Below are 16,497 nucleotides of genomic sequence, written 5' to 3' on the forward strand. Positions count from 1 at the left end.
CTTGCCAGCGATGGCGATTTCCAACCCAGCGAAAGATCCAAGACCGCCTCGCCGGCAAGCCGGCTCCTACAGAGGACGCAGAATGAAAACGGCCGTCTCGAGGACGGCCGTTGGCGCGAGCGGGGCGGATCAGCGCCGGGTCAGCAACACCCCGGATTCCATATGGTGGGTCCACGGGAATTGGTCGAACAGCGCGCAGCGGGTGATGCGGTGGGTGTCGTGCAGCTGGGCGATGTTGTCCGCCAGGGTTTGCGGGTTGCACGAGATGTACAGGATGTTGTCGAAGCGCCGGGTCAGTTCGCAGGTGTCCGGGTCCATGCCTGCACGCGGCGGGTCGACGAACACGCTGCCGAATTCGTAGCTTTTCAGGTCCACGCCCTGCAAGCGGCGGAACGGGCGCACTTCGTTCAGGGCTTCGGTCAACTCTTCGGCAGACAGACGCACCAGGGTGACGTTATCCACCGCGTTTTCGCTGAGGTTGCTCAACGCCGCATTCACCGAGGTCTTGCTGATTTCCGTGGCCAGCACTTTGCGCACCCGGGTGGCCAGGGGCAGGGTGAAGTTGCCGTTGCCGCAGTACAGCTCCAGCAGGTCGTCCGGGCGCTCGCCCAGGGCATCGTAGGCCCAGTTGAGCATCTTCTGGTTCACGGTGCCGTTGGGCTGGGTGAAGGCGCCTTCGGGTTGGCGGTAGCTGAAGGTGCGGCCGCCGACGTCGAGCTGCTCCACCACGTAATCGCGGCCGATCACTTCACGCTTGCCCTTGGAGCGGCCGATCACGCTGACCTGCAACTCGGCCGCGAGCGTGCTCGCCGCCGCGTGCCAGTGCTCGTCCAGCGGACGGTGATAGCACAGGGTAATCATCGCGTCGCCGGCCAGGGTAGTGAGGAACTCCACCTGGAACAGCTTGTGGCTCAGGGCGGCGCTGGCCTTCCAGGCCGCCTTGAGCTGCGGCATCAACTGATTGATGCGCAGGCTGGCGATGGGGAACTCTTCGATCAGGATCGGCGTGCGTTTGTCTTCCTGGGAAAACATCGCGTAGTGCCGCTCACCGGCTTCGCGCCACAGGCGGAACTCGGCGCGCAGGCGGAAGTTCTGCAGCGGCGAGTCGAAAACCTGCGGCTCGGGCGCATCGAAGGGGGCCAGCAGGTCACGCAGGCGCGTGACCTTGTCTTGCAGTTGTACGGCGTAGGAGGCGGCGTCAAAAGTCATGCGGGGTAGCCCAGCTTGATCACAAACAGAATCGACAGGATCACCAGGGCCGGGTTCAGCTCACGGGCGCGGCCCGACAGCAGCTTGATCACGGTCCAGGAAATAAAGCCGAAGGCGATGCCGTTGGCGATGGAGTAGGTGAACGGCATCGCCAGGGCGGTGACCACCACTGGCGCGGCGACGGTGATGTCGTCCCAGTCGATTTCGGCCAGGCCCGACGTCATCAGCACCGCCACGAACAGCAGCGCCGGAGCGGTGGCGAAAGGCGGCACGCTGGCGGCCAGTGGCGAGAAAAACAGCGCCAGCAGGAACAGGATCGCCACCACGATGGCGGTCAAGCCGGTACGGCCGCCAGCACTGACGCCGGCAGCGGACTCGATGTAGCTGGTGGTGGTCGAGGTGCCCAGCAGCGAGCCGGCCATGGCCGCTGTGCTGTCGGCAATCAGCGCACGGCCCATTTTCGGCATGTGGCCGTCCTTGCCCATCAGCCCGGCGCGCTTGGCGACGCCGATCAGGGTCCCGGAGTTGTCGAACAGGTCGACGAACAGGAAGGCGAAAATCACGCTGATCAGGCCGATGTCCAGCGCGCCCTTGATGTCCAGCTGCAGGAAGGTCGGGGCCAGGGATGGCGGCATGGACGTCACGCCACCGAACGCGGTGACGCCCAGCAGAATCGAAACGATGGTCACCACCAAAATGCCGATCAGCACCGCACCGCGCACTTTCAGGGCCTCCAGGGCCACGATCAGGGCGAAGCCCAGGGACGCGAGGATCGGCGCCGGTTTTGTCAGGTCGCCCAGGCCCACCAGGGTCGACGAGTTGCCGACCACGATCTCGGCGTTATGCAGGGCGATCAACGCCAGGAACAGGCCGATACCGGCCGCAATTGCCGAACGCAGCGGCAGCGGGATGCTGTTGATGATCCATTCGCGGATACGAAAGATCGACAGGATGAAGAACAGCACCGCCGAGATGAACACCGCCCCCAGCGCCACTTGCCAGGTGTGGCCCATGTGCAGGACCACGGTGTAGGTAAAGAAGGCGTTCAGGCCCATGCCCGGTGCCAGGGCGATCGGGTAGTTGGCGATCAGGCCCATGATGGTGGAGCCGATGGCCGCCGCCAGGCAGGTGGCAACGAAGATCGCACCCTTGTCCATGCCGGTCTCGCCGAGAATGCTCGGGTTGACGAACAGGATGTAGGCCATGGCCAGGAAGGTGGTGATGCCCGCCAGGATCTCGGTGCGTACGTTGGTGTTGTGTGCCTTGAGTTGAAACAGCCTTTCCAGCATGTCTGCTCCCCGTGGCGCGCCGGGCGCCGTGAATGTATCGACCTAAACAGCAAAGCACAGACCGCCGGAGGCGCCTGAGGAATTTCAGTGGGTCGGAAAAAGCCGCGCATCATACCAGCAGCGTGGGCTAATGGCTGCGATCGTCGGCGATGTTTTGCCTGCCGGGCGAGTGGGGCATACTGCGCCGACGTTTCGGGGGGGATTTATGCACAGCACGATAAAAGCGATGGCCCTGGGCCTGGTGGCAGCGGCCTTTGGTCTGGGGGCCACAGCGGCCATGGCCCGTTCCGCGCCGCCGTTGAGCCAGTTGGAGATCCTCAAGGTCGAGTCGCCGGCCTGTGGTTTCGAGGATGTGTCCGATGGTCGCAGCCAGACCCGTTGCGATCACAGTGGCCCCAACATCAAGGTCTATGTCCTGGAAATCGGCTACGGCCGCCAACCCCATGTGACCCTCGACGGCTTTGAAGTGAACGGCACCCGCTCGGCGGTCTGCGAAAACGGCTCGAGCCTGGTGCCCTGCGGCAATTCCGGGATCACCGTCGGCTATATCTACATCTTCGACCTGGCCGGCAAGCAGGAAGGCACCTTCAGTTTCAGCAATTCCTCGCTCAATGCCCCCGGCAATACCATGAGCACGCAGATCTACATCAAGTAGGCGATCAAGGCCGACTACGCTCTAAAGACCCATCTGTGGACGTGCGCCATGACCTTTAGAGCCCTGATCACCGTCGCCGAAGGCATCGACGACCTGCAAAGCGTGACCCTGATCGATGTCCTGCGCCGCGCCGAGGTCGAAGTGCTGGTGGCCAGCATCGAGTCGCGGCGCATGCTGACCTGCGCCCGCGGCACCCGCCTGACTGCCGACGGCATGCTGGTGGATGTGCTGGCACAAGACTTCGACCTTATCGTCCTGCCGGGGGGCGCGGTCGGCGCGCAACACCTCGGCGCCCATCAACCGTTGCTGCAACGGGTCAAGGACCAGGCGGCCGCCGGGCGCCTGTTTGCCGCTATCGCCGAGGCTCCGGCCCTGGCCCTGCAAGCCTTTGGCGTGCTGCGCCAGCGGCGCATGACCTGCCTGCCCAGCGTCAGCCAGCAACTCTCGGGGTGTAACTTTATCGACCAGCCGGTGGTGGTCGACGGCAACTGCATCACTGCCCAGGGCTCGGGCGCGGCCCTGCTGTTTGCACTGACCCTGGTGGAGCAAATGTGCGGCAAGGCGCGGCGGGCTGCGGTGGCGGCGCAGTTGCTGGTTTAAAGCCGATCAACGGCCCCGGTACGCCCATCAATTGCCCTGAACGCTCATCCCGCAGCGAAGTCGTACCCCTAAGACGGCGGTTTATCAAAACGCCGCGCATGCACGACAACCGTGAGGTGTTTATGAGCGCGACCACTACCGGCGCTGCGGCGCAGACCTTTGCCCGCCACCCGATACGCCTGACCTTGAACCAGCAACCTCGGCAACTCGACGTGCTGCCCTGGACCACCCTGCTGGACCTGCTGCGCGAGCAACTGGACCTGACCGGCAGTAAAAAAGGCTGCGACCACGGCCAGTGCGGTGCCTGCACGGTGTTGCTCAATGGCAAGCGGGTGAACGCCTGCCTGACCCTGGCGGTAATGTGCGACGGCGCCGAGCTGACCACCATTGAAGGGTTGGCCAGTGGCGATCAATTGCATCCTCTGCAGCAGGCCTTTATCAAGCACGACGCCTTTCAATGCGGCTACTGCACGCCGGGGCAGATCTGCTCGGCCCAGGGCCTGGTCAACGAGGGACGGGCCCAGACCCGCGAGCAGATCCAGGAACTGATGAGCGGCAATCTGTGCCGCTGCGGTGCCTACAGCAATATCCGCGATGCCATCGAAGAGGCGTTGCCCGCCTGCCGCCGGCAGGGGGAAAACCCATGAACCCGTTCCATTACAGCAAGCCGCTCGATGTGCAGGAGGCCGTGCACCTCGCGGGGCCGAACACGCGCTTCATCGCCGGCGGCACCAACCTGCTGGACTTGATGAAAGAGAACATCACTCGCCCCGAACGCTTGATCGATATCACCGGCTTGCCCCTGCGGGACGTTCGGGAAACCGCCGCTGGCGGCCTGATGATCGGCGCCCTGGTCAGCAATGCCGACCTGGCCTGGCACCCCCTGGTGGAAGCGCGCTACCCGTTGCTGTCCCAGGCGATCCTGGCCGGTGCCTCGCCACAGTTGCGCAACATGGCCAGTACCGGAGGCAACCTGCTGCAACGCACCCGTTGTTATTACTTCTACGACGCCAGCGTGCCCTGCAACAAACGCCAGCCAGGCAGCGGTTGCCCGGCCCGCGAAGGCTTGAACCGGATCCACGCGATCCTCGGTGCCAGTCAAGAATGCGTGGCCACGCACCCCTCCGACATGTGCGTGGCCCTGGCGGCCCTGGAGGCGGTGGTCCATGTGCAGGGCGGTGGCGGCAAGCGCCTTATCGAGTTCGCCGACTTTCATCGCTTGCCGGGCGAACATCCGGAGCGGGACAACCTGCTGGCCGATGACGAACTGATCACCGCCATTGAGCTGCCGGCGGCGGGTTTTGCCCGGCACAGCCACTACCTCAAGATCCGTGACCGCGCGTCCTATGCCTTTGCCCTGGTCTCGGTGGCGGTGGGGCTGGAAATGGTCGGGCCGGTGATCCGCGAGGCGCGCCTGGCGCTGGGCGGTGTGGCCCACAAACCCTGGCGCGACAAGGCAGTGGAGCGGCTGCTGGTGGGCAAGCCGGTGAGCCGCGAGCTGTTTGCACTGGCCGCCGACACGCTGCTCGAAGACGCCGAACCGTTGGCGCACAACGCTTTCAAACTCAAGCTGGCACGCCGCGCGATGATTCGTGCCCTGGGCGATGCCGCACTGGAGGGGGCTGCCCGATGAATTCCTTTGCCAAACCCATGGGGCAACCGGTGGACCGGGTCGACGGCATGCTCAAGGTCACTGGCCAGGCGCGCTATGCCGGCGAGTTTCCCGAGGCGGGCTTGCTTCACGGCAGCGTGGTGTCCAGCAGCATTGCCCGTGGCCGGATTGTCAGCATCGACGCTTCGGCGGCCCTCAGCCTGCCTGGGGTGGTGATGGTGCTTGAGCACTTGAATCGCCCGCGCCTGGCCAGTTACGACGAAAGCTACGCGGACGATGACGCGGCCAAGGGGTCGCCTTTTCGTCCGTTGTATAACGAGCGGATTCTCTACAGCGGGCAGCCGGTGGCCCTGGTGGTCGCCGAAAGCCTGGAGCTGGCGCGCCATGCCGGTTCCTTGCTGGTGATCGAGTATCAGGCCGAGCCCCACGCCACTGACCTGCTGAGCGCGCAATTCGAGGGCCATCCGGCGCCCGCCGAGGTGCCCGGGCCCCGTGGCAATTTCCAGGCGGAGCTGGCGGGCGCGGCCTTGCAACTGGACCTGCACTACAGCACCCCGATCGAGCACCACAACCCGATGGAGCCCCACGCCAGCACGGTGCTGTATCAGGCCGACGGCAGCCTGCACATTCACGACAAGACCCAGGGGCCGCAAAACTGCCAGCGGTATGTGCAGAAGGTTTTCGGCTTGGGGCGCGAGCAGGTGCGGATCTTCGCCGGCTATGTCGGTGGTGCGTTCGGTTCCGGCCTGCGTCCGCAATATCAGCTGCCGCTGGCGGTGATGGCGGCGCTGGCCCTCAAACGCTCGGTGCGGGTCAGCCTGACCCGCCAGCAGATGTTCACCTTTGGTTATCGGCCTCGGACCTTGCAGCGCCTGCAACTGGGCGCCGCGGCCAATGGCCGGCTGCTGGCGCTGGGGCACGCGGCGATCGGCCAGACTTCGCGTTTCGAAGACTTCACCGAGCACGTGGTGGAGTGGAGCGGCATGCTTTATCACTGTGACAACGTGCAACTGGACTACCAGTTGGTGCCGCTGGATGTGTTCACGCCCCTGGACATGCGCGCTCCCGGTGCCGCCCTGGGCCTGATCGGGCTGGAGTGCGCCATGGACGAATTGGCCTGCGCCCTGGCCATCGATCCGGTGCAGTTGCGGCTGATCAATTATTCCGAGCGCAACCAGAACCAGGACAAGGCCTATTCGAGCAAGGAACTGCGTGCCTGTTATGCCCAGGGCGCCGAGCGCTTTGGCTGGGCGCGACGCAACCCCGAGCCCCGCAGCATGCGCGAAGGCCGTGAACTGATTGGCTGGGGCATGGCCGGTGGGGTCTGGGAAGCCTTGCAGCAGAAGGCCAGCGCCAAGGCCCGTCTTGACCACGAGGGGCGCCTGACTGTCAGTAGCGCCACCACCGATATCGGCACCGGCACCTACACCGTAATGGCGCAGATCGCCGCCCAAGCCTGCGGTGTGGCCCTTGAGGATGTGGTTTTTGTACTGGGGGATTCCTCCCTGCCCGCTGCGCCCTTGCAGGGTGGTTCGTTCACCGTGTCTTCAGTGGGTACGGCGGTGCAGCAGGCCTGCTCGGCCCTGCGCGAAAAACTGCTGGAGCGCGCCGCCGCTCAAGCGCCGGCCTTTCAGGGGGCAACGCCTGCCCAGGTGCGCTTTGCCGATGGGCAGATGTGGTGCGGCGAACACGGCCTGGCCCTGGCCGAGCTGCTGCGCGATACCGAGGAGCAGGCGCTGGAGGTTCAAGTGGATGCCGAGCCGGATAAAAAGCGCGACGCCTACGCCACGGCCACCCATTCGGCGGTATTTGTCGAGGTGCGGGTGGACGAGGACTTGGGGGTGGTCAAGGTCAGCCGGGTGGTCAGTGCGATTGCCGCCGGACGCGTGGTCAATCCGAAAATGGCCCGCAGCCAGATTCTGGGTGGCGTGGTCTGGGGCATCGGCATGGCCCTGCACGAGGAAACCCAGACCGACCACAACCTGGGACGCCACATGAACCACAGCCTGGCCGAGTACCACATCCCGGTGAATGCCGATATCGGTCAGATCGATGTGCTGTTCGTCGAGGAACACGACGAGATCGTCAACGCCCTGGGCTCCAAGGGTGTGGGAGAAATCGGCATCGTCGGCGTGGCGGCGGCGGTGGCCAATGCGATTTATCACGCCACCGGCAAGCGGGTGCGGGACTTCCCGATCACCCTGGACAAGCTGCTTTAGACCTTGGCTTCTTCCACCGGGACATGCATCCGGTCGCGGTTGGCCAGGGTCGGGAACAGTTTGATCCAGACCCCGGTCACGACCAGCGTGCCGACTCCGCCCATGACCACCGCCGGCACGGTGCCGAACCAGTGGGCGGTGAGCCCGGATTCGAACTCGCCGAGCTGGTTCGAGGCGCCGATAAACAAGCCATTGACCGCGCTGACCCGGCCGCGCATTTCGTCCGGGGTTTCCAACTGCACGAAGGAGGCGCGGATCACCATGCTGATCATGTCCGCCGCGCCCAGCACCACGAGCACCGCCAGGGAAAACCAGAACGAGGTCGAGAGGCCGAAGGCGATGGTGGCCACGCCGAACACACCGACGGCGGTGAACATCACCCGACCGACCTTGCGGTCGACGCTGAAGCGCGCCAGCCACAGGGACATGCCCAGGGCGCCGACCGCCGGTGCCGAGCGCAACAGGCCCAGGCCCCAGGGGCCGGTGAGCAGGATGTCTTTGGCGAACACCGGCAGCAGTGCGGTGGCGCCGCCCAGCAGGACGGCGAACAGGTCCAGGGAAATGGCGCCGAGGATGTCCGGCCGGCTGCGGATAAAGCGAATCCCGGCCAGCAGCGAATCCAGGGTGGCCTTGCCTTTGTTGAGCGGGGTCTGCCGTGCCGGCAGGTTGAGCATCAGCAGGCAGGCGATGACGTACAGGATCACCGTCGGGCCATACACCCAGACGCTGCCAAACGCATAGAGCAGGCCGCCCAGGGCCGGGGCGACAATGGTTGCCGATTGTTGCGCCGACTGTGCGGCAGCCACGGCGCGGGGGAACAGCGCGCTGGGGACGATACTCGGCAGCAGGGCCTGGGTGGTCGGCATTTCGAAGGAACGGGCGGCGCCGAGGAGGAAGGCGAGGATGAAGATCATTTCCCGGGTGACGCTGTCGGTGGCGCTGCCAATGGCCAGCGACAGGGCGATCAACGCCTGCAACGACTGGCAGATCGCCGCGACCCGGCGTCGGTCATAGCGGTCGGCCACATGCCCGGTGTGCAGCATGAACAGGACCCGCGGCGCGAATTCGACCAGGCCCACCAGGCCCAGATCCAGCACGTTGCCGGTCAGTTGGTAGAGGTTCCAGCCAATGGCCACGGTGAGCATCTGAAAGCCGCTGGCGGTGAAGATCCGGGCCAGCCAAAACGCGATGAAAGGGCGGTGATGACGGAGCAGAAGCGGGTCTGGGCTGGGCATCTGAGGGCATATCTGAGCGGGGGGTAGGGCGAGGTTATCATCAACATGTAACCAATAGTTGCCGCTGCCCGAAAAATCGTTAGCCCCGCATCTATCTCGTCGCCGCTGCCTGCGCTGTCCCTGATGGGCGCCGAAGATATCCCTGGCTGATCCCGGTGTTCTGGAGGGCCAGCGCAGCCTCGCGTGGCTACTCAGGCTGGTGAGGCAAGCTGTCACGCGACAAAAGACCACACAAACCAATGGCGGATTTAGGACTACTCTTTCAACGTTGATTGATCCAGATCAAAACCTTTTCCAAAGGTCGATCTGGCGGCCAGATGGCCAGAAATCCCTACGTTGCGATGGTTTAAAAAGAACGAATCCGAATTCGCCACACTCCATATCCGTGGGGGCAGTGGGTGCAGGCCGCAAGCCTTCAGCCGGTATTACCTGACAGAGGAAAGCTTATGTTCGGTTTGGAGGCACTTGATCTCGCCCGAATCCAATTCGCGTTCACCATCTCGTTCCACATTCTGTTCCCGGCCATCACCATCGGCCTGGCGAGTTACCTGGCGGTACTCGAAGGCTTGTGGCTCAAGACCCGCGACGACACCTACCGCGACCTGTACCACTTCTGGTCCAAGATCTTTGCCGTCAACTTCGGCATGGGCGTGGTCTCCGGCCTGGTCATGGCCTACCAGTTCGGTACCAACTGGAGCCGCTTCTCGGATTTTGCCGGCGCTGTCACCGGCCCGTTGCTGACCTATGAAGTACTCACGGCATTCTTCCTTGAGGCCGGTTTCCTTGGGGTCATGCTGTTCGGCTGGAACAAGGTCGGGCGCAACCTGCACTTCTTCTCCACGGTGATGGTGGCCATCGGCACGCTGATTTCGACCTTCTGGATCCTCTCGTCCAACAGCTGGATGCAGACCCCTCAGGGCTTTGAAATCATCGACGGCCGGGTGATTCCGGTGGACTGGTTCGCCGTGGTCTTCAACCCTTCGTTCCCCTACCGCCTGGCGCACATGGCCACGGCCGCGTTTGTCGCCACGGCGTTCTTCGTCGGCTCCTCGGCTGCCTGGCACCTGCTGCGCGGGCGGGATAACCCGGCGATCCGGCGCATGCTGTCGATGGCGATGTGGATGGCTCTGATCGTGGCGCCAGTACAGGCGGTGATCGGTGACTTCCATGGCCTCAACACCCTCAAGCACCAGCCGGCGAAAATTGCCGCCATCGAAGGCCACTGGGAAAACATCGGCAACGAGCCGACCCCGCTGATCCTCTTCGGCTGGCCGGACATGAAGGCTGAAAAAACCAAGTACGCCGTAGAAATCCCTTACCTGGGCAGCCTGATTCTCACCCACTCGCTGGACAAGCAAGTGCCGGCGCTCAAGGACTTTCCACCTGAGGACCGGCCAAATTCGACCATCGTCTTCTGGTCGTTCCGGGTCATGGTCGGCCTCGGCTTCCTGATGATCTTCACCGGCCTGTGGAGCCTGTGGCTGCGTCGCCGCGAGCGGATCTACCACAACCGGTTGTTCCTGCACCTGGCGCTGTGGATGGGGCCGTCGGGTCTGATCGCGATTCTCGCCGGCTGGTTCACCACCGAAATCGGCCGTCAGCCGTGGGTGGTCTACGGGCTGATGCGCACGGCAGATGCATCGTCCAACCACAGCTTTATGCAGATGAGCATCACCTTGGTGTTGTTTGTCGTGGTCTATTTCGCGCTGTTTGGTGCCGGCCTGGGCTACATGATGCGCCTGGTGCGCAAAGGCCCTGTGACCAATGAGGGCGCCGAAGTCAGCCACGGGGGGCCTGGGCAGAAACGCACGCCGGCCCGGCCGCTTTCCGCTGCCGACGATGACGCCGAAGCTGACCACAGCGACCGCCTGAACAAGGGGAATTGACTCATGGGTATCGATCTTCCGCTGATCTGGGCCGTGATCATCATCTTCGGCATCATGATGTACGTGGTCATGGACGGCTTCGACCTGGGGATCGGGATTCTCTTCCCGTTTATCCCGGGCAAGACCGACCGTGACGTAATGATGAACACCGTCGCCCCGGTCTGGGACGGCAATGAAACCTGGCTGGTGCTGGGGGGCGCGGCACTGTTCGGCGCCTTCCCGCTGGCTTACTCGGTGGTGCTCTCGGCGTTGTACCTGCCGCTGATCCTGATGTTGATCGGCCTGATCTTTCGCGGCGTGGCGTTCGAGTTCCGCTTCAAGGCCAAGGATGACAAGCGTCATCTATGGGACAAGGCGTTTATTGGCGGATCAATCACCGCCACCTTCTTCCAGGGCGTGGCGCTGGGGGCCTTTATCGATGGCTTGCCGGTGGTCAATCGCCAGTTCGCCGGCGGTTCGCTGGACTGGCTGACGCCTTTCACCCTGTTCTGCGGCGCGGCGCTGGTGGTGGCTTATGCCCTGCTGGGCTGCACCTGGCTGATCATGAAGACCGAAGGCAAGCTTCAGGAGCAAATGCACAACCTGGCGCGGCCCCTGGCCTTTGTGGTGCTGGCGGTGATCGGCATTGTCAGTATCTGGACCCCGCTGGCGCACCCGGAAATCGCCACGCGCTGGTTCACCTTGCCGAACCTGTTCTGGTTCCTGCCGGTGCCGATCCTGGTGTTGGTGACCATGTATGGCCTGGTTCGCGCCGTGGCGCGCAACGCCCATTACACGCCGTTCTTGCTGACCCTGGTGCTGATATTCCTCGGCTACAGCGGCCTGGGCATCAGCCTGTGGCCGAACATCGTGCCGCCGTCGATCTCGATCTGGGACGCCGCCGCGCCGCCGCAAAGCCAGGGCTTCATGCTGGTGGGCACGCTGTTCATCATCCCGTTCATCCTCGGGTACACCTTCTGGAGCTACTACGTGTTCCGCGGCAAGGTCACCCACGAAGACGGTTACCACTAGGGCGCCGCCGGGCGCGCGGTGTGCCGGGCACACCGCAGCCTGCGGGTTATCAGGAGTTCAAGCGATGAGCAACAAACACTCTTTGCAGGAAATCGAAGCCGCCGAGAAAAAGCCCTTGTGGCAACGTCTCGGCTGGCTGGCCGGAATCTGGGTCGGCAGCGTGCTGGCCCTGTTTATCGTCGCCAGCCTGATGCGCATGTTCATGAATGCCGCGGGCCTGACGACCCACTGATCATCCCATCCCGTTGCCTTGCGGCACGGTTTTACAGCCCTCTCATGGAGGGCTTTTTTTGGTCTGCAACCTGCTAGTGCGGGATTATTTGCGGGCCTTGAGGATCACGAACTTCGGTGTCGCCGCCACCTGCTCGACGCCCCGGAACAGGCGCGCCAGCTTGCTGTGATAACCCAGGTGGCGGTTGCCGACGATGTACAGCGCGCCGCTCACCACCAGCGCTTCGCGGGCCTGCTGGAACATGCGCCAGGCCAGAAAGTCGCCGACCACCTGTTGCTGGTGGAACGGCGGGTTGCACAGCACCACGTCCAGCGACTGCGGCTCCTGCCCGGCCAGGCCATCGTCAGCGCGCACGGTCACTTCGCGTTCACCGAGGGCCGCATGCCAGTTCTCCCGGGCCGATTGCACGGCCATGAAGGATTCATCCACTAGGGTGTAGTGGGCGTCCGGATTGCGCAGGGCGCTGGCGATGGCCAGTACCCCGTTGCCGCAGCCCAGATCGGCAACCCGGGCCTGGCCCAGGTTGTGGGGCAGGTGCGGGAGGAAGGCGCGGGTGCCGATGTCCAGCCCTTCGCGGCAGAACACGTTGGCATGGTTGAGCAGCTCGATGGCCGGCTCATCCAGTTGATAGCGGCTGGGGTAGGGCGACACGGCCGGGGTCCTGGCTTCAGGCGTGGCCATCAGCAACCGCGCCTTTTTCACCGCCAGCGAAGCCTGCACCGGGCCGATGTAGCGCTCCAGCAAGTCCCCGGCCGCCCGCGGCAAGTGTTTGACCATGGCCGCCGCCACCACCTGGGCGCCTGGAGCCAGTTGGCCCTGCAGGCGGATCAACTGTTCTTCCAGCAGGGCCAGGGTCTTGGGTACGCGAATCAGCACCCGGTCGAACGGGCCGTGCAACGGCTCGCTGGCCGGCACCACCGACACCGCGTCAAAGGCGCGACCGTTACGCACCAGGTTCTTTTCCAGGGCCTGGGCGCCTAGAAACGAGTCGCCACTGCTGGTCAACTGCACCCGACCCGCCAGGCTCGCGGCCAGGGCGCCGAAGCTGTCGTTGAGGATCAGCACCCGGGTCTGCGCATCCGGCTGCTGCTCAGCCAGGTGGTTGAGCAAGTACTCGTCCGCCGCGTCGAAGGCCTGCAACGGCTCGTTCGGTTGTTCGGGCTGGCGGATCAGGTCGAGCTGGGCGAAGGGGCTTTCGAGCAGGGGCATGGGGCGGACTCTGGATAATCGACGAATGTCCTGCCGATGGACGGGGCGTCTGCGGGCAGGAACGTTCGGGCAGGTGGCACGCAGGCCGCGTGCCACCTGCTCGAAGAGGGGGCAAATGGTACGTTTTTTTGCCGCTGATTGCCCGCGATCTATGCCATTACAAACCACCGGTGTTTCTGCCCCGTGCTTTGCGGGACACTAGCGGCATTCGCCCAATGGAGCCTGCCATGACTGCCAGTGCAGAAAAGTACACGCGCCAGACCTTGCTTGAGGTCCATCCCCTGACCCCGAGCCTGTTCACCCTGCGCACCACCCGCGATGTCGGTTTTCGCTTTCGCGCCGGGCAGTTTGCCCGCCTGGGCGTTACCCGGGCCGATGGCAGCACGGTGTGGCGGGCCTACTCCATGGTGTCGTCGCCGTTTGACGAGTTTCTCGAGTTTTTCTCCATCGTGGTCCCCGGCGGCGAGTTCACCAGTGAACTGAGTCGCCTCGAAGTGGGCGACAGCCTGCTGGTGGAACGCCAGGCCTTTGGCTACCTGACCCTGGACCGCTTCGTCGATGGCCGTGACCTGTGGCTGCTGGCCACCGGCACCGGGATCGCGCCGTTCCTGTCGATCCTCCAGGACTTTGAAGTCTGGGAAAAATTCGAGCGCATCATCCTGGTCTACAGCGTGCGTGAAGCCAAGGAACTGGCCTATCAACAGTTGATCCGCGAGCTGGTGCAGCGCGACTACCTGGCGGAAGTCGCCCACAAGTTGCAGTTCATCAGCACCGTGACCCGCGAACAGCATCCGGGCAGCCTCAACGGGCGCATTACCCACCTGATCGAAAACGGCGAGCTGGAGCGCGCCGCCGGCGTGCCACTGACCCCGGAGCATTCGCGGGTGATGCTGTGCGGCAACCCGCAGATGGTCGATGACACCCGGGCCCTGCTCAAGCAACGCGATATGCAACTGAGCCTGAGCCGACGCCCCGGGCAGGTGGCGGTAGAAACCTACTGGTAAAAAAAAACGGCGCCTCAGGGGCGCCGTTTTTCCAGGGGTGTGGCGACTTCAGGGTTTGTTGTTCTGCGCTTTGAGCAGATCGCGGATCTCGCCCAGCAGTTCTTCTTCCTTGGTCGGTACCGGTGGCAGGGTAGGGGCCACGGCTTCTTCGCGCTTCAGGCGGTTGATGGCTTTCACGCCCATGAAGATGGCAAAGGCGACGATGACGAAGTCGATCATGCTCTGGATGAATTTACCGTAGGCCAGCACCACGGCCGGTGCATCGCCCACAGCGGCCTTGAGGGTAATGGCCAGGTCACTGAAGTCGACGCCGCCGATCAGCAGGCCGATAGGTGGCATGACCACATCACCGACAAAGGACGAGACGATCTTGCCGAACGCCGCACCGATGATGATACCGACGGCCATATCGACCACATTACCTTTGACCGCGAAGGCCTTGAACTCACTTAGCACGCCCATAGGTTATTCCTTGTTACAGATGAGGTTGGTGAACGCAGTGTAAATCAGCCATTGCGCTCCTGCTTGATACAACTGCTTACAGTGTTCGCTGTTATCGACCGACTTGGCGGCAAATAGTTTACAAAGTGCCAGCAATCGCGCGCGTAATACCCGCACTTGAGCCTATCGCCCAGAACATTCTTTCAATCAGTCGCTTGCGACCTTTCAATTTAGTTTTCAACTCGTTGCTCACTAGCCTCTAACAGGCGCACTCGACTGCGCTGGATTAACCAGAGGAATAAAACAATGAGTACCACCCTTGGCCTTGGGACTCTTTCCCAGCGGCGCCTGCTGGGCGTCATGACCGCCAGCCTGCTGTCCCTTTCCATACAGGCTGCCACCTTGACCCGCGATAACGGCGCCGCAGTGGGCGACAACCAGAATTCGCAAACCGCCGGCGCGACCGGCCCCGTGCTGTTGCAGGATGTGCAACTGATCCAGAAGCTCCAGCGTTTCGACCGCGAGCGCATTCCGGAGCGGGTGGTGCATGCCCGTGGCACCGGTGCCCACGGCACGTTCACGGTGACCGACAGCCTCAGCGACCTGAGCAAAGCCAAGGTCTTTGCCGCAGGCGAAGTGACGCCGGTGTTCGTGCGTTTTTCGGCGGTGGTCCATGGCAATCACTCGCCTGAAACCCTGCGTGACCCTCGGGGTTTTGCTACCAAGTTCTATACCGCCGACGGTAACTGGGACCTGGTAGGCAATAACTTCCCGACCTTTTTTATTCGTGATGCCATCAAGTTCCCGGACATGGTGCATGCATTCAAACCCGACCCGCGCACCAACCTGGATGATGATTCGCGGCGTTTCGATTTCTTCTCCCATGTTCCGGAAGCCACCCGCACCTTGACCGAGTTGTATTCCAACTCCGGTACTCCGGCCAGTTACCGGGAAATGGACGGCAATGGCGTGCACGCCTACAAGTTGGTCAACGCCAAGGGCGAAGTGCACTACGTGAAGTTCCACTGGAAGAGCCTGCAGGGCATCAGCAATCTGGACCCGCAACAGGTGGTCCAGGTGCAGGGCCGTGACTACAGCCACATGACCCATGACCTAGTGAGCCATATCAACCAGGGCGACTTCCCGAAATGGGACCTGTATGTCCAGGTGCTCAAGCCCCAGGACCTGGCCGGCTTCGATTTTGATCCGCTGGATGCGACCAAGATCTGGCCCGGGGTGCCGGAGCGCAAGGTCGGGCAGATGGTGCTCAACCGCAACCCGGGCAATGTGTTCCAGGAAACCGAGCAGGTGGCCATGGCCCCGGCCAACCTGGTACCGGGCATCGAGCCGTCGGAAGACCGCCTGCTGCAAGGCCGAGTGTTCTCCTACGCCGATACCCAGATGTATCGCCTGGGGGCCAATGCCCTGCAGTTGCCGATCAATGCGCCGAAAGTCGCGGTCAACAACGGTAACCAGGACGGCGCGATGAACAGCGCCAGCAGCTCCACCGGGGTCAACTACCAACCGAGTCGCCTGTTGCCCCGCGAAGAACCGCAAGCTGCCCGCTACAGCCAACAGCCGCTGAGCGGCAGCACCCAGCAGGCAAAGATCCAGCGCGAGCAGAACTTCAAGCAGGCCGGCGAGCTGTACCGTTCGCTGAGCAAGCAGGAGCGCCAGGACCTGATCAACAACTTCGGCGGCTCCCTGGCCACCACGGATGACGAGAGCAAGCACATCATGCTGTCGTTTCTCTACAAGGCCGATCCCGAGTACGGCAGCGGCGTGACCCAGGTGGCCACGGGCGACCTGGCGCGGGTCAAGGCGCTGGCCGCCAAGCTGACGGATTGACGGCGTGCGCGCGACGCCCGCTCAGGGTGTCGCGTGCTCCTGCTTTG

Annotated in this window: 15 protein-coding genes; 10 read left to right on the top strand and 5 right to left on the bottom strand. The window is 63.4% G+C overall.

The features are described 5' to 3' along the window. Positions 1-129: 129 nt before the first annotated feature. Together trmA and ACOZJV_RS28450 are read right to left on the bottom strand one after the other, a co-directional pair. Positions 130-1,209: a tRNA (uridine(54)-C5)-methyltransferase TrmA gene (gene trmA / locus ACOZJV_RS28445; RefSeq protein WP_421548993.1), complete on the bottom strand. Its 1,080-nt coding sequence runs from the start codon at positions 1,207-1,209 to the stop codon at positions 130-132. After that, complete coding sequence (locus ACOZJV_RS28450; protein WP_201128096.1) at positions 1,206-2,498, bottom strand: NCS2 family permease; 1,293 nt, start codon at positions 2,496-2,498, stop codon at positions 1,206-1,208. The genes trmA and ACOZJV_RS28450 overlap by 4 nt, the downstream gene beginning before the upstream one ends. Positions 2,499-2,703: 205 nt before the next feature. Here ACOZJV_RS28450 and ACOZJV_RS28455 point away from each other — a divergent pair, with 205 nt between their 5' ends. The 5 genes from ACOZJV_RS28455 to ACOZJV_RS28475 all read left to right on the top strand — a co-directional run bounded on the left by ACOZJV_RS28455 (position 2,704) and on the right by ACOZJV_RS28475 (position 7,584). Continuing rightward, entirely contained in the window at positions 2,704-3,153 is a 450-nt protein-coding gene (locus tag ACOZJV_RS28455; protein WP_078471726.1) for a DUF4879 domain-containing protein, read from the top strand. Between the two features lie 48 nt (positions 3,154-3,201). After that, positions 3,202-3,753: a DJ-1 family glyoxalase III gene (locus tag ACOZJV_RS28460; protein WP_078471727.1), complete on the top strand. Its 552-nt coding sequence runs from the start codon at positions 3,202-3,204 to the stop codon at positions 3,751-3,753. 122 nt (positions 3,754-3,875) lie between these two features. Beyond that, entirely contained in the window at positions 3,876-4,400 is a 525-nt protein-coding gene (locus tag ACOZJV_RS28465) for a (2Fe-2S)-binding protein (protein WP_078471826.1), read from the top strand. Beyond that, positions 4,397-5,386 (top strand): FAD binding domain-containing protein, encoded by a 990-nt coding sequence (locus ACOZJV_RS28470; RefSeq protein ID WP_078471728.1) that lies wholly within the window; start codon positions 4,397-4,399, stop codon positions 5,384-5,386. Before ACOZJV_RS28465 ends, ACOZJV_RS28470 begins: the two co-directional genes overlap by 4 nt. Next, positions 5,383-7,584, top strand: a complete 2,202-nt coding sequence (locus tag ACOZJV_RS28475; protein ID WP_421548994.1) for a xanthine dehydrogenase family protein molybdopterin-binding subunit — start codon at positions 5,383-5,385, stop codon at positions 7,582-7,584. The genes ACOZJV_RS28470 and ACOZJV_RS28475 overlap by 4 nt, the downstream gene beginning before the upstream one ends. Here ACOZJV_RS28475 and ACOZJV_RS28480 read toward each other — a convergent pair. Continuing rightward, positions 7,581-8,819, bottom strand: coding sequence for an MFS transporter (locus ACOZJV_RS28480; protein ID WP_078471730.1), 1,239 nt, complete (start codon positions 8,817-8,819; stop codon positions 7,581-7,583). The genes ACOZJV_RS28475 and ACOZJV_RS28480 overlap by 4 nt on opposite strands. 446 nt (positions 8,820-9,265) lie before the next feature. On the opposite strand from ACOZJV_RS28480, the gene ACOZJV_RS28485 reads away from it, so the two are divergent. From ACOZJV_RS28485 to ACOZJV_RS28495, 3 genes are all read left to right on the top strand, one after another. Further along, positions 9,266-10,705 (top strand): cytochrome ubiquinol oxidase subunit I, encoded by a 1,440-nt coding sequence (locus ACOZJV_RS28485; protein WP_421548995.1) that lies wholly within the window; start codon positions 9,266-9,268, stop codon positions 10,703-10,705. 3 nt (positions 10,706-10,708) lie between these two features. Beyond that, positions 10,709-11,716: a cytochrome d ubiquinol oxidase subunit II gene (gene cydB, locus ACOZJV_RS28490; protein WP_078471732.1), complete on the top strand. Its 1,008-nt coding sequence runs from the start codon at positions 10,709-10,711 to the stop codon at positions 11,714-11,716. 64 nt (positions 11,717-11,780) lie between these two features. Continuing rightward, positions 11,781-11,948 carry a DUF2474 domain-containing protein gene (locus tag ACOZJV_RS28495; RefSeq protein WP_020296413.1) on the top strand — a complete coding sequence of 56 codons (168 nt, stop codon included), beginning with the start codon at positions 11,781-11,783 and terminating at the stop codon, positions 11,946-11,948. Between the two features lie 84 nt (positions 11,949-12,032). Here ACOZJV_RS28495 and ACOZJV_RS28500 read toward each other — a convergent pair whose 3' ends face one another. Beyond that, entirely contained in the window at positions 12,033-13,157 is a 1,125-nt protein-coding gene (locus ACOZJV_RS28500) for a methyltransferase (protein ID WP_421548996.1), read from the bottom strand. Positions 13,158-13,384: 227 nt separating this feature from the next. On the opposite strand from ACOZJV_RS28500, the gene ACOZJV_RS28505 reads away from it, so the two are divergent. Continuing rightward, positions 13,385-14,161, top strand: coding sequence for a ferredoxin--NADP reductase (locus ACOZJV_RS28505; RefSeq protein WP_078471734.1), 777 nt, complete (start codon positions 13,385-13,387; stop codon positions 14,159-14,161). Positions 14,162-14,209: 48 nt separating this feature from the next. Here the strand turns inward: ACOZJV_RS28505 and mscL are convergent, their stop codons facing one another. Further along, entirely contained in the window at positions 14,210-14,623 is a 414-nt protein-coding gene (gene mscL / locus ACOZJV_RS28510) for a large-conductance mechanosensitive channel protein MscL (protein ID WP_078471735.1), read from the bottom strand. A gap of 339 nt (positions 14,624-14,962) precedes the next feature. On the opposite strand from mscL, the gene katB reads away from it, so the two are divergent. Continuing rightward, positions 14,963-16,450, top strand: coding sequence for a catalase KatB (katB, locus tag ACOZJV_RS28515; protein WP_421549034.1), 1,488 nt, complete (start codon positions 14,963-14,965; stop codon positions 16,448-16,450). Positions 16,451-16,497: the final 47 nt, after the last annotated feature.

Origin of the sequence: Pseudomonas sp. QD4, from assembly GCF_049199125.1 — a bacterium.
In the GTDB taxonomy this organism is placed as follows: Bacteria; Pseudomonadota; Gammaproteobacteria; order Pseudomonadales; family Pseudomonadaceae; genus Aquipseudomonas.

Bases quoted from the DNA above. Each gene is read 5' to 3' on its own strand.
- trmA (WP_421548993.1), bottom strand. From the start codon at position 1,209: ATGACTTTTGACGCCGCCTCCTACGCCGTACAACTGCAAGACAAGGTC.
- ACOZJV_RS28450 (WP_201128096.1), bottom strand. From the start codon at position 2,498: ATGCTGGAAAGGCTGTTTCAACTCAAGGCACACAACACCAACGTACGC.
- ACOZJV_RS28455 (WP_078471726.1), top strand. From the start codon at position 2,704: ATGCACAGCACGATAAAAGCGATGGCCCTGGGCCTGGTGGCAGCGGCC.
- ACOZJV_RS28460 (WP_078471727.1), top strand. From the start codon at position 3,202: ATGACCTTTAGAGCCCTGATCACCGTCGCCGAAGGCATCGACGACCTG.
- ACOZJV_RS28465 (WP_078471826.1), top strand. From the start codon at position 3,876: ATGAGCGCGACCACTACCGGCGCTGCGGCGCAGACCTTTGCCCGCCAC.
- ACOZJV_RS28470 (WP_078471728.1), top strand. From the start codon at position 4,397: ATGAACCCGTTCCATTACAGCAAGCCGCTCGATGTGCAGGAGGCCGTG.
- ACOZJV_RS28475 (WP_421548994.1), top strand. From the start codon at position 5,383: ATGAATTCCTTTGCCAAACCCATGGGGCAACCGGTGGACCGGGTCGAC.
- ACOZJV_RS28480 (WP_078471730.1), bottom strand. From the start codon at position 8,819: ATGCCCAGCCCAGACCCGCTTCTGCTCCGTCATCACCGCCCTTTCATC.
- ACOZJV_RS28485 (WP_421548995.1), top strand. From the start codon at position 9,266: ATGTTCGGTTTGGAGGCACTTGATCTCGCCCGAATCCAATTCGCGTTC.
- cydB (WP_078471732.1), top strand. From the start codon at position 10,709: ATGGGTATCGATCTTCCGCTGATCTGGGCCGTGATCATCATCTTCGGC.
- ACOZJV_RS28495 (WP_020296413.1), top strand. From the start codon at position 11,781: ATGAGCAACAAACACTCTTTGCAGGAAATCGAAGCCGCCGAGAAAAAG.
- ACOZJV_RS28500 (WP_421548996.1), bottom strand. From the start codon at position 13,157: ATGCCCCTGCTCGAAAGCCCCTTCGCCCAGCTCGACCTGATCCGCCAG.
- ACOZJV_RS28505 (WP_078471734.1), top strand. From the start codon at position 13,385: ATGACTGCCAGTGCAGAAAAGTACACGCGCCAGACCTTGCTTGAGGTC.
- mscL (WP_078471735.1), bottom strand. From the start codon at position 14,623: ATGGGCGTGCTAAGTGAGTTCAAGGCCTTCGCGGTCAAAGGTAATGTG.
- katB (WP_421549034.1), top strand. From the start codon at position 14,963: ATGACCGCCAGCCTGCTGTCCCTTTCCATACAGGCTGCCACCTTGACC.